This window comes from Streptomyces sp. NBC_00154 (genome assembly GCF_026342835.1).
Classification (GTDB): domain Bacteria; phylum Actinomycetota; class Actinomycetes; order Streptomycetales; family Streptomycetaceae; genus Streptomyces.
Genome location: NZ_JAPEMI010000002.1, coordinates 1473048 through 1485802, shown reverse-complemented (window position 1 = coordinate 1485802; position 12755 = coordinate 1473048). Strand labels below are relative to the sequence as shown.

The 12755-nt window shown below is 68.1% G+C and carries 15 protein-coding genes and 2 pseudogenes; 10 read left to right on the top strand and 7 right to left on the bottom strand.

Features of this window, described 5'->3' with window-relative positions; genetic code table 11:
• Positions 1-3 precede the first annotated feature (3 nt).
• Positions 4-456, bottom strand: coding sequence for a gas vesicle structural protein GvpA (locus tag OHA03_RS43440; protein ID WP_267009422.1), 453 nt, complete (start codon positions 454-456; stop codon positions 4-6).
• Positions 457-528: 72 nt separating this feature from the next.
• The gene (locus OHA03_RS43435) at positions 529-930 is read right to left on the bottom strand and encodes a gas vesicle protein (protein ID WP_267009421.1); all 402 of its coding nucleotides are present in this window, start codon (positions 928-930) and stop codon (positions 529-531) included.
• 599 nt (positions 931-1529) lie between these two features.
• On the opposite strand from OHA03_RS43435, the gene OHA03_RS43430 reads away from it, so the two are divergent.
• The gene (locus OHA03_RS43430) at positions 1530-1685 is read left to right on the top strand and encodes a DUF6131 family protein (protein ID WP_267009420.1); all 156 of its coding nucleotides are present in this window, start codon (positions 1530-1532) and stop codon (positions 1683-1685) included.
• 169 nt (positions 1686-1854) lie between these two features.
• Here OHA03_RS43430 and OHA03_RS43425 read toward each other — a convergent pair whose 3' ends face one another.
• Both OHA03_RS43425 and OHA03_RS43415 read right to left on the bottom strand, forming a co-directional pair.
• On the bottom strand, positions 1855-2424 hold the full coding sequence (locus tag OHA03_RS43425; protein ID WP_267009419.1) for a type 1 glutamine amidotransferase domain-containing protein: 570 nt from the start codon (positions 2422-2424) through the stop codon (positions 1855-1857).
• Between the two features lie 853 nt (positions 2425-3277).
• A pseudogene (locus tag OHA03_RS43415) lies at positions 3278-4105 on the bottom strand (helix-turn-helix transcriptional regulator); the annotation flags it as partial.
• A 223-nt stretch (positions 4106-4328) separates the two neighbouring features.
• On the opposite strand from OHA03_RS43415, the gene OHA03_RS43410 reads away from it, so the two are divergent.
• The 6 genes from OHA03_RS43410 (at position 4329) to OHA03_RS43385 (ending at position 8319) form a co-directional block, all read left to right on the top strand.
• Positions 4329-4652, top strand: a complete 324-nt coding sequence (locus OHA03_RS43410; RefSeq protein WP_267009418.1) for a carboxymuconolactone decarboxylase family protein — start codon at positions 4329-4331, stop codon at positions 4650-4652.
• 32 nt (positions 4653-4684) lie between these two features.
• Positions 4685-5095, top strand: a complete 411-nt coding sequence (locus OHA03_RS43405; protein WP_267009417.1) for a hypothetical protein — start codon at positions 4685-4687, stop codon at positions 5093-5095.
• A 183-nt stretch (positions 5096-5278) separates the two neighbouring features.
• The gene (locus OHA03_RS43400; RefSeq protein WP_267009416.1) at positions 5279-5488 is read left to right on the top strand and encodes a ferredoxin; all 210 of its coding nucleotides are present in this window, start codon (positions 5279-5281) and stop codon (positions 5486-5488) included.
• Positions 5478-6851, top strand: a complete 1374-nt coding sequence (locus OHA03_RS43395) for an NAD(P)/FAD-dependent oxidoreductase (RefSeq protein WP_267009415.1) — start codon at positions 5478-5480, stop codon at positions 6849-6851. Before OHA03_RS43400 ends, OHA03_RS43395 begins: the two co-directional genes overlap by 11 nt.
• Before the next feature lie 31 nt (positions 6852-6882).
• Positions 6883-8088, top strand: a complete 1206-nt coding sequence (locus OHA03_RS43390) for a cytochrome P450 (RefSeq protein WP_267009414.1) — start codon at positions 6883-6885, stop codon at positions 8086-8088.
• A gap of 9 nt (positions 8089-8097) precedes the next feature.
• On the top strand, positions 8098-8319 hold the full coding sequence (locus tag OHA03_RS43385) for a hypothetical protein (RefSeq protein WP_267009413.1): 222 nt from the start codon (positions 8098-8100) through the stop codon (positions 8317-8319).
• Here the strand turns inward: OHA03_RS43385 and OHA03_RS43380 are convergent.
• Complete coding sequence (locus OHA03_RS43380) at positions 8313-9617, bottom strand: MFS transporter (protein ID WP_267009412.1); 1305 nt, start codon at positions 9615-9617, stop codon at positions 8313-8315. The two genes, OHA03_RS43385 and OHA03_RS43380, sit on opposite strands and share 7 nt — an antisense overlap.
• Before the next feature lie 83 nt (positions 9618-9700).
• Here OHA03_RS43380 and OHA03_RS43375 point away from each other — a divergent pair, with 83 nt between their 5' ends.
• Both OHA03_RS43375 and OHA03_RS43370 read left to right on the top strand, forming a co-directional pair.
• Positions 9701-10036 (top strand): helix-turn-helix transcriptional regulator, encoded by a 336-nt coding sequence (locus OHA03_RS43375; RefSeq protein WP_267009411.1) that lies wholly within the window; start codon positions 9701-9703, stop codon positions 10034-10036.
• A gap of 234 nt (positions 10037-10270) precedes the next feature.
• Positions 10271-10486, top strand: a pseudogene (locus OHA03_RS43370) (MerR family DNA-binding protein); the annotation flags it as partial.
• An 83-nt stretch (positions 10487-10569) separates the two neighbouring features.
• Here OHA03_RS43370 and OHA03_RS43365 read toward each other — a convergent pair.
• The gene (locus OHA03_RS43365) at positions 10570-11184 is read right to left on the bottom strand and encodes a GNAT family N-acetyltransferase (protein ID WP_267009410.1); all 615 of its coding nucleotides are present in this window, start codon (positions 11182-11184) and stop codon (positions 10570-10572) included.
• A gap of 208 nt (positions 11185-11392) precedes the next feature.
• Positions 11393-11905: an NUDIX hydrolase gene (locus tag OHA03_RS43360; protein ID WP_267009409.1), complete on the bottom strand. Its 513-nt coding sequence runs from the start codon at positions 11903-11905 to the stop codon at positions 11393-11395.
• A gap of 444 nt (positions 11906-12349) precedes the next feature.
• On the opposite strand from OHA03_RS43360, the gene OHA03_RS43355 reads away from it, so the two are divergent.
• A complete protein-coding gene (locus OHA03_RS43355) occupies positions 12350-12751 on the top strand; it encodes a PPOX class F420-dependent oxidoreductase (RefSeq protein ID WP_267009408.1) in 402 nt (133 codons plus the stop codon).
• The last annotated feature ends 4 nt before the right edge of the window (positions 12752-12755 follow it).

The window sequence follows — 12755 nt, the reverse complement described above, 5'->3', positions numbered from 1 at the left end:
GACTCACTCCTCACGGCGTCGGGCGGCTGGCCGACGCCTCGGCCGCTCCCGCCTCTCCTGGGGCTCCTTGCGCCTCTCTTCCGACTCCTCGTCGTCATCTCCCCCCTTGAGCGCGTCGGTCACCGCTTCTGCGGCCCCGCTCAGGGCCCCCTTGGCCTTGCCGTGCGCCCCGCCTTCGGTCACTTCACCTACCAGGTCGGTCAGCTGGGCGGGCGCCTTGCGACCCGACTCCAGGTCGAGGCGGTTACAGGCCTCCGCGAAGCGCAGGTAGGTGTCGACGCTCGCTACGACGATGCGGGCGTCGATCTTGAGGATCTCGATGCCCACCAGCGACACACGCACGAAGACGTCGATGACCAGTCCGCGGTCCAGAATCAATTCGAGGATGTCGTAGAGGTTCCCGCCTCCGCCGCCGCCCCTGGAAATGGTTCCTCCACCTTGCGGCACCACAGTCATGGTGCCTCCTTTCACGGCTCACTCCTGGCGTGGCCGTTTCCGTTCGTGCGGTGTTGCGTGGCATCCGGGGCCTCAGCCGCGTGGGTCGATCTGCCCTCGGGTGTAGCGGCGGGTGCGCTCGTATGCGACCAGTTCGCCCTCCTTGTCCAGCGTCACTCGATAGCTCGCCATCACGCTGGTGGTCCCGGGAACACGTTCCAGCTCCAGGACTTCCACGTTCGCCTGCCAGCCTTCTTCCGTCGGCTTCAAGGCGGAGACGGACTCGGGTGCTCGGCCCAGAAGCTCCTGGAGCTGCTCAGCCGCGTACCGCATAGCCCGCGGAGCCGAAAGCCGCCGGGCCGTGCGCTTGGTTTCCTCTTCGCTCGTTCGGCTGCTCGCCCGTCCGGTGCTGGTCTTCCGGGCGCTTTTCTTGGCGGGCGTCTTGCTGGACGAGCGCCGGACGCGCTCTGTCTCGTCCTCTTCGCCTGCGGCCATGTTCCCTCTCCGGAATCGGAGACGACGACTCGCTACCGCGCCACACATTCACGAGGCGCTATTTCATGATATACAGCCTCAGCTAACCGCATCTCGGGCTGTCTCGCACGCCTCGGGCCGCCATCACTGCGCGCAACGTCTGGCGGTCGCGCTGTGCAGTGTTGCGTGCGTAACCACTCCAGCGGGCACGCAGTGGTGAGGTCCAGCACCACGAGGTGGGCATCAGCATCTTCAGAGCCTTCCACCGCGCGACGCTTGTTTTCCTGCTGCTCGGTCTGGCCGATGTCGGTCGACAAGCCGTGCTGCTCGGCTCCCTTGTGCCAAGGAGCGCCTCATAGTCACCTGCGCGGAGCCTCGCGATGGGCACCACGTCCACCGCGGTTCACGTCACGTCGTCTCCGCCGGAGACTCTGGTACCTGCCGGCAGTAAACGAAGGGGGGCGGTGTGGGGCGGCAGACGAACCCGGGTGACCGTCTCCGAGGGGCCCCGTCGGGCAACAGGTCATGTGAGGCCAGTGCTCTCTTTCCCGAGCAGTTGCCCGTGCCGCCTGCGGGGATCAGAGTAGGAACAGAACACATATGCGAGATCGGAGCACGCTGTGATTGTTCTCGGAGTCATCTTGCTTGTCATCGGATTCCTGTTCGGCATCTCCATCCTGTGGACAATCGGGATCATCCTCGCCGTGATCGGGGTTGTCCTTTGGATCCTTGGAGCGATGGGGCACGCGGTCGCCGGTCGAAGGCACTATTGGTAAACCGAACAGTTCCGCACCACGATCCTTGAGCCCTCGGCGGCGCCGGTTCCGGAGCTGCTTAAGACCGACTTCACCGCGGCTGCGCCGAACTCCCGCTAGGGGCGGCACAACCTGCCTGGCATGGACGAGAGAGCAGAGCAAGCCGCGCAGCGGCACGATCAGTATTTGGTCAGTCAGCGTTTACGGCGAGCGCTGCATCGATCTCGCGGAGGAACGGCTCCAAATCACCTGGGTTGCGCGAGGTGATGAGGGGCCATCCGCGGGAGTCATCCTTGATGACTGGCTCGTCGGCCCATTCACCACCAGCATTGCGGATGTCCGTCCTCAGTGACGGGTAGGAGGTCAGTTTTTTGCCTTCGAGCACACCCGCTTCGACCAGGGCCCAGGGACCGTGGCAGATGGCTGCCACGGGGCGACCGGTCGAGGTGAAGGAGCGGACGACCTCCATCGCCGAGTCCTGCCGACGCAACCTATCGGCGTTCAAGGTGCCACCCGGCACGAGCAGTAGGTCGTAATCGGCCGGGTCGACTTCGCTCAGAGTGAGTTCGGGCCTAACGGTTGCTCCGGGAGCCTTGTCGCCGACGAGCGTCTGAACGTCGCCCGCCGACACGGCAGCAACATCCACATCGGCGCCCCACCCCCGCAGGTGTTCGAGAGGCACCAGGAGTTCGTCCTGCTCGACACCATAGTTCGTGACGATCGCCAGCACCTTCCGGATGCTCACGTCGTTGTCAGACATTTCCAGATCCTTTCGGACTAGGACGGTCCACCAGGAGCCATCTGCTGCCAAGGGATCCCCGCTCTGCGCAGCCACGCGGCGCTGTCGGGGTGATCGCCCTCCGCCGCCCGGTCAATGGTTCCGCCGCCGTACCGGGGGGCCGCCTCCGCTGCCGGCATTCGGTTACGGGGAAGTAGACGTTCCAGCGGGGACTCGTCCGCTCGCCGCTCAACGCCGTACGATCTGGGCGGCCACGCTGCCGGCGTCCTGGAGCGCCACGCCTCCGCGCTCGTACCGAACCTCGCAGCAGCCGGGCCGAGCGCAAGCCCACTCGAGTACCTCGCCGTAGCCAGCCAGTCCCGTTACCTCTGCCAGCGGCTTTCCGACCGCGGCGGGCTGGGCATGGAAACCATGGATTGCCCTGCGAGGTGGACACGACCCCTTTGGAGGTGGACACGACCCCTTTGTAAGAGTGCACGTCTCGCCTTCCGGGGGCGAGCGCACAGCGGGCGTGAGAGGCGGGAAGCCCCTGCATTTGTCTCCGACCAGGCGCTGAGCCGGGAGAATGGGGCTGCTTTCGGAGCGGGCTCAATCCCCTGCATCTGACCGCCCCGGAACACATAACGGAACAAGCTCCGCACCGGTCTCCTCGCCGCATGAACACCTCTGACGCATCAGGCCCATTCCGCAGTATCAAAGGACGACCGGTCGTGAGCGATGGGCATGATCCCAGCTCCACCACTCGGCCTCGCCGGTAGCGACCGAGCCCGTGCCGGATTGATCCGCCGCCATTCGCAGTTGGCTGGATGCGGTCAGAGTTGCTGTTCTTCGGTCCGCGTCGTGGTGGCCGTAAGGGTGTCCTCGGTTGCGGCCCGGCCAGCAGCCGGAGCGCATCGTGGGCCGGGGTGTGAGGCTCGGCGCTGTAGGCGGTCAGGGTGAGGCCGGGCTGCGCGGGTAGTTCCATGGCGTCGAAGTCGAGGGCGACCTCACCGATCTCGGGGTGGCGGAAGACTTTGCGGCCGGTGTGGTGCAGACGCACATTGTGTCTCGCCCAGGCTGTACGGAACTCCTCGCTGCGGGTGACGAGTTCGCCGATGAGTCCGGTCAGGTCACTGTCGTGGGGTGTGCGGCCGGCTTCGGTGCGCAGCAGGGACACCGTGGTGTTCAGGGAGATGTCCCAGTCGGGGAAGAAGTCGCGGCCGCCGGGGTGCAGGAACTGGTAGCGGGCAATGTTGACCGGGCGCGGGACGTCATCCGCGAACAGGGGTGCGTACGGGGCGCGGCCGAGGCGGTTGGTGGCGAGGATGTCGAGGCGGCCGTTGCGGATGAAGGCCGGGCTGTCGCTCATGGAGTCCAGGACGCGGAGGACGCTGGCGGGGATGGGGCCGCGGGTTCGTTTGGTCCGCCGAGGGGGTCGCGAGCCGGCGGCGCGGGCCAGGTCGCGCAGGTGGGCGCGTTCGGCTTCGTCGAGCTGGAGGGCACCGGCGAGGGCCTCGAGTACTTCGTCGGATGCTCCGGCGAGGTGGCCGCGTTCGAGGCGGGCGTAGTAGTCGATGCTGACGCCTGCGAGCAGGGCGACTTCCTCGCGGCGCAGCCCGGGCACGCGCCGGTTGCTGCCGTAGGCGGGCAGTCCGGCCTGCTTCGGGGTGATCTTCGCGCGTCGCGAGGCGAGGAATTCACGGATGTCGCTCTTGGTGTCCACCCAGCCAGGCTAGGACGCCAGGCGCGGGGGTGGGGGGTTCTGTCAGTACCTGTAACAGCGGTACCTCCCGCGCACGTGTGACCTGCAGTTTCATCGATTGTGTCGCTGTTGCGGCCCCCGGCGGACGCCCCGAAGCAGGCCCTGCGTGCTGCCGGGGCGGGCCTCTCCCCCACAGAGGCGTCATGCCCGCTTCCAAAACTTTTACGAAGTGAGGAGTCGCCCCATGGCGAAGCAGTCCGCGCCCAAGGAGCTGGCGGAGATCGCGCCGAAGCTCGTGGAGGTCACCGACAGAGTCCTGTTCGGTGAAGGGTGGGAGCGGCCTCAGCTCTCACCCCGGGACCGAAGCCTGATCACGGTCAGTGTGCTGGCGGCGCTGTACCGCACCGAGCAGCTCGGCTACCACCTGGGCAAGGCGCTGGAGAACGGGCTGAGTATCGAGGATCTCTCCGAGGCGATCACGCACCTCGCCTTCTACGCCGGGTGGCCCAACGCCATGACCGCGATGAACCAGCTGAAGAAGATCGCCGACGAGCAGGCCGCTTCCTGACCCACGGCCTGCCACAAGGAGCACCACCCACCATGGAATTGTTGAAGAAGCAGCCGACGATGAAGCTGCCCGCCCAGTGGTTCACCGGCGACGCGTGGGCCGATGTGATCTACCGCGGCGAGGGGCCCTCCCGGGCCCGCGCGAACGCGGTGCGCTTCGCGCCCGGCGCCCGGACCGCCTGGCACAGCCACGGCCTGGGCCAGACCCTCTACATCGTCGAGGGCATCGCCCTGGTCCAGTCCCGCGGCGGGGAGATCCTCGAAGCCCGCCCGGGTGGGCCATCGCCGTGCGGATGCGGACGGTGGCTGACTGGCGGGCACCGGGCAACTACACCGCCGCTTGACACAGAGAGGGGCGGTTACATGAACTTCGTGCCCCAGACGTTCGCCAAGGGGCACCCACGCCACTGGTCCAACGGGTCAAGCATTTTCCCGACCTGCTGAGGGCCGGTGGGTTTCCGCCGGCGCTGAGCCCACGCCTTGCGGACCGCCTCTGCCACCCCTTGCGGGAACCGCGCATGAGTCGCGAGGTGGGCACCCGGTGCGACACGGGCGTGAAGAGCGCCCGGTGCGTTACCGGCGTAGAAAGGGAAGGGGACGCCGGGACGACTCAGGGAGTGACCAGCCATGCAGATCGTTGTGGACCTCACGCGCTGCCAGGGCTACGCGCAGTGCGTGTTCCTCGCGCCGGACGTATTCGAGCTGCACGGTGAAGAGGGGTTGTTGTACGCCACAGCCGTCCCGGACGACCAGGTCGAGCGCGTGCGCCAGGCTGCGGCGGCGTGCCCGGTTCAGGCCATCCTCGCCGGCGAAGGGGTGAGCGCCGGTGCCCGGTGATCTGCAGGACGGCCGCATCGTCATCGTCGGCGCGTCGCTGGCCGGATTGAGGGCCGCGGAGACGCTGCGCGAGGAGGGCTTCACCGGCTCACTCACCGTGGTGGGGGATGAACCCCATCCGCCCTACGACCGCCCACCACTCTCCAAGCAGGTACTGCTCGGCAAGGCGTCGGCGGACACCACGGCGCTGCCGATGCGCCGGGACACGGACGCGGACTGGCGGCTGGGAGTAGCCGCCACCGGCCTGGACCCTTTGGAGAAGCGGGTGATGCTGGCCGATGGCGATTCGCTGCCGTTCGACCGGCTGCTGATCGCCACCGGGACCCGGGCGCGCCCCTGGCCCAATCCGGATGAGGCCTCCCTGGACGGGGTGTTCACCCTGCGCACCAGTGACGAGGCCGGGGGGCTGGCCGAGCGGCTGGCCGCCGGACCGAGGCGGGTGCTGGTGATCGGCGCCGGCTTCACCGGTTCGGAGATCGCCTCGGCCTGCCGGGAGCGGGGTATCGAGGTCACGGTCGCAGAACGCGGCCCCGCACCGCTGGTGGGCGCGCTCGGCGGCACCCTGTCGAAACTTGCGGCCGTCATGCACCGCAACCACGGCGTGGACCTGCGCTGCGGGGTGACAGTCACCACCCTGCGCGGGGACGGGAACGGCCGGTTCACCGGTGCGGACCTGTCCGACGGCAGCCGTGTCGACGCGGACGTGTGCGTCGTGGCGTTGGGGGCGGTCCGCAACGTCGAGTGGCTGGCGGAGTCCGGGCTGGCAGCGGGTCCTCGCGGAGTCGCCTGCGACGCCGGGTGCCGGGCCTTCAACATGTACGGGATCGTCACCGACGACGTCTTCGTGGCCGGCGATGTCTCCCGGTTCCCGCACCCTCTGTTCGGGTACCAGATGCTCTCACTGGAACATTGGGGCAACGCGGTCGCTCAGGCCGAGGTGGCGGCCCACAACATGGTCTGTCCAGGGCCCCTGCGGCGCCCGCACCTCGCCGTCCCGACGTTCTGGTCGACCCAGTTCGGGCTCAACATCAAGTCGGTGGGCGTGCCCACCTATTCCGACCACGTGGTCATCGCCCAAGGTTCTCTGGAGGCGCGCCGCCTGGCCGTGGTCTACGGCTTCCAAGGACGAGTCACCGCTGCCGTCACCGTCGACATGGCCAAGTCGCTCGACTACTACAAGCATCTGATCGAGACGGCTGCTCCGTTCCCGCCCCCGCTGGGCTCGGCGGACCGTGCGATCGCTGCCGACATCACGATTCCGTCCGACGTGCCGGACCCGAGCGGGCTGTCCCACGGCCCCACTGTGGCGCTCACCGGTCACCTGCCCGATCGCCGACTGACGGTGGTACAGCCCACCGGCTGACCCACGTCCCGCCCAACCACGAGGAGCCACCATGGACTCCGAGACTTTGCTGGCACGGATCACCGACTACGAGAACCGCCCCGACCCCTACCCGCTGTACGCGGAACTCCGCGAGGCCGGTCCCGTGGTGCGACAGGCAGACGGCAGCTATCTGATCGGCACCTACCACGAGATCGCCGCTCTGCTTCACGACCCTCGGATGAGTGCCGATCCGCGCATCCGCACCGCCCCGTCCCCGTACCCGTCCGGTGAGACGGTGAAGCCGCCGTTCCTGCGGCTCGACGACCCCGAGCACCACAGGCTGCGCACCCTGGCCATGCGCCCGTTCGGCCCGCCGCACAGCCCTGGCCGGGTCGACGCGATGCGCGGCGAGATCACCCGCATCACCGGCGAACTGATCGAGGAACTCCGGGACCGCAAGCAGATCGACATCGTCGACGACTTCGCCTACCCCTTGCCCATCACAGTCATCTGCCGACTGCTCGGCGTCCCGCGCGAGGACGAGTCACTGTTCCAGGCATGGACCGACTCCATCGTCGCGACCGCCGACATCGGGCCCGAGGAAGACACCACGGAACGGGACCAGGTGGGCCGCCGGGCCCGGCAGGAGATGGGCCTGTACCTGGTCAACCTCGCTGAACAGCGCCGCGACCGGCCCACCGACGACATGCTCTCCGCCTTCGTCAACGAGCCGGATCCGGCCCTGCGGCTCAGCCAGGAGGAACTCGCGGAGACCACCGTGCTGTTGTTCATCGCAGGGCACGAGACCACGGTCAATCTGATCACCAACGGAGTCCTCACGCTGCTGCGCCAACCCGAGCAACTGGACCACCTTCGTCGCGAACCCGGCCTGCTGCCGCGGGCGGTGGAGGAACTACTGCGCTACGAACCCCCGGTCCACATGCGCGAGAGGATCCCCCACGCCGACATCGACATCGCCGGCACGACGATTTCCCAAGGAACGTCCGTCGTACTGGCGCTGGCCTCAGGCAACCGCGACCCCAGGCGGTTCCACGAGCCCGATCGGTTCGATCCCACCCGGCCGGACAACCAGCACTTCGGCTTCGGCAGCGGCATCCACCTGTGCTACGGCGCACCCCTCGCCCGCCTCGAAGCCGAGGCCGCGCTCGGCGCGCTGATCCCCCACCTGAGCACGGCAAGCCTGGTCCAGGACCCGCCGCCCTACCGGCAGAACGCGATGCTCCGCGGACCCCGCCACCTGCCCATCCAACTATGACTCGGCTATATGGCGGCACACGGCGGCAGGCAGGACCAGATCACTGCCGAGATCGGCTTCGCCACCGCCGCTTCGCTGCGCCAGGACATGAGCGGCGAACTGGGCGTCTCACGCCTGGCCTACCGCCGCACCTTGCAGGCCGCCGGCGCCTCCATGCGGGCGGCAGGCGCCACACCATGCCGACCAGGTCGGAGCGTGCGACCCGCGCTCCAGAGATGGAAGGGTCATTGACGACAAGGCTCCCGTCCCCCCGCGACATCCGCCGCCATCGGGCGGGACGGGGCGACGGCGGCCAGGCCCTCGGAGGAGGCCACTGCCGCCAGGGGTATGGGGGTGGGCCGGCGAACAGCGGTTCCGGGGACGGCGGCCAGCAGTGCCAGCACGATCACCACGGTGCCGTAGACCATCGTCGCGGTGCGCAGGCCGAGGGACGGCACGGCGAGCCCGGCCAGCACGGCAGGAACGCTGAAGGCCAGGTAGCTGACGATGTAGACGGAGGCGAACAGGTCCGCCCGCTCCGTAGGGCCGGCCAGTGACGCGAGCGAGCGAAAGGTGCCCAGGAAGGAACTGCCGAAGCCGGCGCCGGCGAGGGCTGTGCCGACGAAGAACAGCGGCGTCGAGGGTCCGACGAGGGCGAGCAGTGTGAGACCGGTCCCGGCGGCGAGGGCCACGGACCCGCCGGCCATCACCCGCTTCGGTGCGAGGTCGCCCACCAGCAGCGAGGCGACGGCTCCAGTGCCGAAGAGAGTGGTCACCACCAGGCCACCGACCAGATGGCCACCTATGTGCAGGACTCCTGCGGCCACCGAGGGGCCCAACGCGAGGTAGAGCCCGCCCATCGCCCAGGTGGCGACGAGAGAGGGCGTGGCCGCCAGGAAGGCCTTGCGGGCCTGGGGCGGCACGGCCACCCGCGGCCGCAGCGAGGCCCAGGCACCCGGCCGGGGTGTGACCGGCTCGGGCAGGAAGAACACCGCCGCGGCCAGCAACAGGAATACGGCGATGAGCAGGACGAAGACCAGCATCGTGGGGGCAGGGGCGTACTGCACCAGCAGTCCCGCGCCGAGCGCCCCGACGGCCAGCCCGGCAGCCGGCGCGACGCTGCTCAGCAGCGGGCCGAGGTGCGATGTGGGTGACGGCTGGAGATCGAGCAGCCCGGCACTGATGGCGCCGGCCGCCGCACCGGTCGCCAGCCCCTGCACGGTCCGCGCCACCAGCAGCGGCCCGACACCGTCGGCAGTGAGGAACACCACCATGGACGCGGCCTCGACGATGAGCGCGGCAGCAAGCACGGGCCGCCTGCCGATGTAGTCGGACAGTCCTCCGACGATCAGCAGCGCGACCAGCAGGGCCAGGGCGTAGACGGCGAAGATCGTGGTGAGCGCGATCGGCGAGAAGCCCCAGCGATGCTGATACACCACGTAGAGCGGGGAAGGCGCGCTGGCCGCGGCCAGGATCGCGAACAGAGTGACGGCCAGCAGCCAGAAGCCGACCGGGCGCGGTACTCGCCTCGCCAGACGCTCAGTGTGCATGTCGACTCTCCGGATAGTTCCAATAATTTCGAACAGTAAGAGCCTACGCACACCTCGGTCGATAGTTCAAGTATTATCGAACCATGAGTGGAACCTCCCGTGACATGCCACACCCCGACGTCGCCGACCTGGTACTGACCGATGTGCTGTTCGCCCTGAGCGACCCCTCACGGCTGGACATAGTGCGTCGCCTGACCGAGGGGCCTCTGGAGGTCGCGGCCTGCCGGCCCGTCGGCGGGGAGATCCCCAAGTCCACCCTGTCCCACCATCTGAAGACGCTGCGCGAGGCAGGGGTCGTCCGCAACATCCCGCGCGGCCGGCAGCGCTTCATCAGCCTGCGCCGCGAAGACCTCGACAACCGTTTTCCCGGGCTATTGACTGCCGTCCTCCACCAGCCCCAGGCAGAACCCCGCGGCTGACCGCCGGCTGGAGCGGACAGAGGTGTCCCGCTCATCGCCCACTCGGCCCAAAATGGGTGCTCGACTGCCTCCTGACCAGCGTCTCGATCGAAGACCTTCCGGTTCCACTTCTCTACGCGCAACCGATGACAGCAGGGGCCTGAGGTCCACCAGCCACGCTGCCCCCGTTTCTCCCCTCACCATCCCCGGCAGGGTGACCCCACGGTCGAGGCGGACGGCGACCCTGCGGAATCCGGCTATCGACTCCATGACGCCCAGCGCGTCACCCGTCTCCACCTCGTGCGCACCCTGCGCGAGTCGGGGTTAGGACTGGAGGCCGTACGGGGGGTTCTGGAGCGGGAAACGACCGTCGCGGCCGCCGCTGCCGCACATGTGCGGGCCCTGGATCCACAGATCCGGGCCCTGCGCCTGAGCCGTACCGTGCTGAGCACGGTGGCCAGGCGGCAGTCCGATCCACAGAGGTGGGGGAACAACCGCCCCTGAATTCAGCCCTGTTGTCCGAGACTTCTCACTCTCACTTCTGGGGCTGAGTGTCAGAGTTGGCCCGCAGGAGGGCTGCCCTCTTTCTCACCTGCGGGGCTGCAACGGAAGTTCGTGAACTGTGCTGCTGCGTGTGCCATCTCAGCAGTGATGGCCCATCGCTCGTGGTCCATCCATTCGCCATTGACGTACTGGAAGGCAGTCGAGTACCCCTCGCGCCGGAAGCCCAGACGTTTGACGAGGTTCAGCGAGGAGACATTGTCCGGCTGGATGTTCGCCTCCAGCCGGTGCAGTTCCAGGGGGCCGAAGGCGTGCTGGATCACGAGCCTCAGCCCCTCGGTCATATAGCCACGGCCGGTCGTAGACGCGTAAGAGGTATAGCCCAGGGTTCCGCTCCGGAGAGTGCCCCTGACCACATTGTTGATGTTGACGCCGCCCACGATCGTGCCGCTGCCGCGCAGACAAATCACGAAGCCCTCATGGGTGGGCTGCCCGGTCCGCTCAAGGTAGTTCTCGAACGCTTCCAGCGTGTTCGGGCGGGCGCCCAGCCAACGGCGAAGCATCTCGGCGCTCTCCTGGGCCAGCGCTGTGAGCTCGTCGTAGTCCTGACGGCGGACGTGGCGTATGACCACTCGCGGCCCTTGCAGGAGGTGACTGGTGATTGCCATCCGGAGATCCTACGCAGCCCGCTCGCGCACACGTCCGGTGGATCGGCATCGCCAGTGTCGCGCTGTCCCGACAGCGGATCCGGGCCGAGGCCAGTCTGGTCCGCGCCCGCTCCGTCGCCGAGGCCATACAGATGACGGTGCTGCGCCCGTTCCGGCGCGGGGCGCGGTGTGGACGGGGACGACAATTCGTTCCCTCCCGTCAGGGGCGTCAGGTCTGGCGGCTGGTGAGGTCGAATCCGTGCTGCAAGTAGACAGTGCGGCCCTGGGTCATGGCGCGGGAGCAGGCGTGCACACGGCGGGCCATGTGCGGGGCGAGCAGGGTGTCCCACTGTTCGGGGGTGGCCAACTGCCATGCGGTGAGTTCTTCGGGGTCGAGGTGAATTCGTGTCCGAGCCTCGGCTTGGGTGATCAGGCCGCCGTCGAAGAGGTAGTTGACCAGCGGCGGGCGGCCGTCGGCCTGTTCCGCCACCCAGTCGACGGCCAGCAGCCGGCCCGGCGTCAGGCCGATGCCGAGCTCTTCCTTGACCTCGCGCCGGACCGCTTGCAGCGGGTGCTCTCCCGTGTCCAGTCCGCCGCCGGGGATCTCCCATGTGTCGGTGCGGTAGGACGGCTGGACCAGAAGAATGCGGCCCGCTGCGTCGTGGATGACTGCTCCCGCACCAGCGATGTGCTTGGGCAGGGAGGCGTAGTACTCGGCAGAAGGAAGGTGCGTTGGACTCATGGGGTGCGACGCTAACGGTGCCGCCCACGGGGGCCGTGCAGCAACCTCCGCTTGGCACAGAACAGTGACCTGACAGGTGTACCTCTCGCTCCAGCAGCACGTGCTCGGCCACTTCGTCGCCGTCGCACCGGTAGGCGCGCTGGCAGGTGGTGCAGTGGAACACCGCATCCACGGTCCGTCCGCAACAGGTCGAGCTGTACGCGGCGATCTTGCGTGACCATCGCGGCGGCAATTCGATGCGGGCGCTTGAGCGCAAGCACGTGGCGGACGGTGCGGAAGTCATTGGATTCGGTCTGGTCGAAGACACGCAAACAGCTGCCGGCCCGGGCGACCGCTCTGGATCCGTACAGCCGGTGACCGAAAGTTCAGGGGGCGGGGGCCGGGTTCCCTGCCGTGGCTACCGTTGCCCCAGCACCCCACCGAACCGACCCCTGGAGAACCCCCGTGCCCGTGCCCCTCGGCGAGGATGTGGTGGCGCTCCTGCGCCGCCCCAGCACCTGCTACATCGCTACCACGATGCCCGACGGCTCGCCCCAGCTCACCCAGACATGGGTCGACACCGACGGCGATCACGTCCTGATCAACAGCGTTCAGTCGCATCAAAAGACCCGAAACATCGCGCGCGACCCGCGGGTTGCCGTCGCAATCGCCGACCCCTCGGAACCGGCCTCCTACGTCCAGATCCGCGGCCGTGTGGTGCGTGTGACCACCGAGGGGGCGGTCGACCACATCGAGGCGCTCGCGCAGAAGTATCTCGGCGGGCCCTACCCATGGTTCGGCGGCCGCGACCAGGTCCGGGTGATCTATGTGATCCAACCCGAACGGATCAGCAGCCCTCGCGGCTAATGAT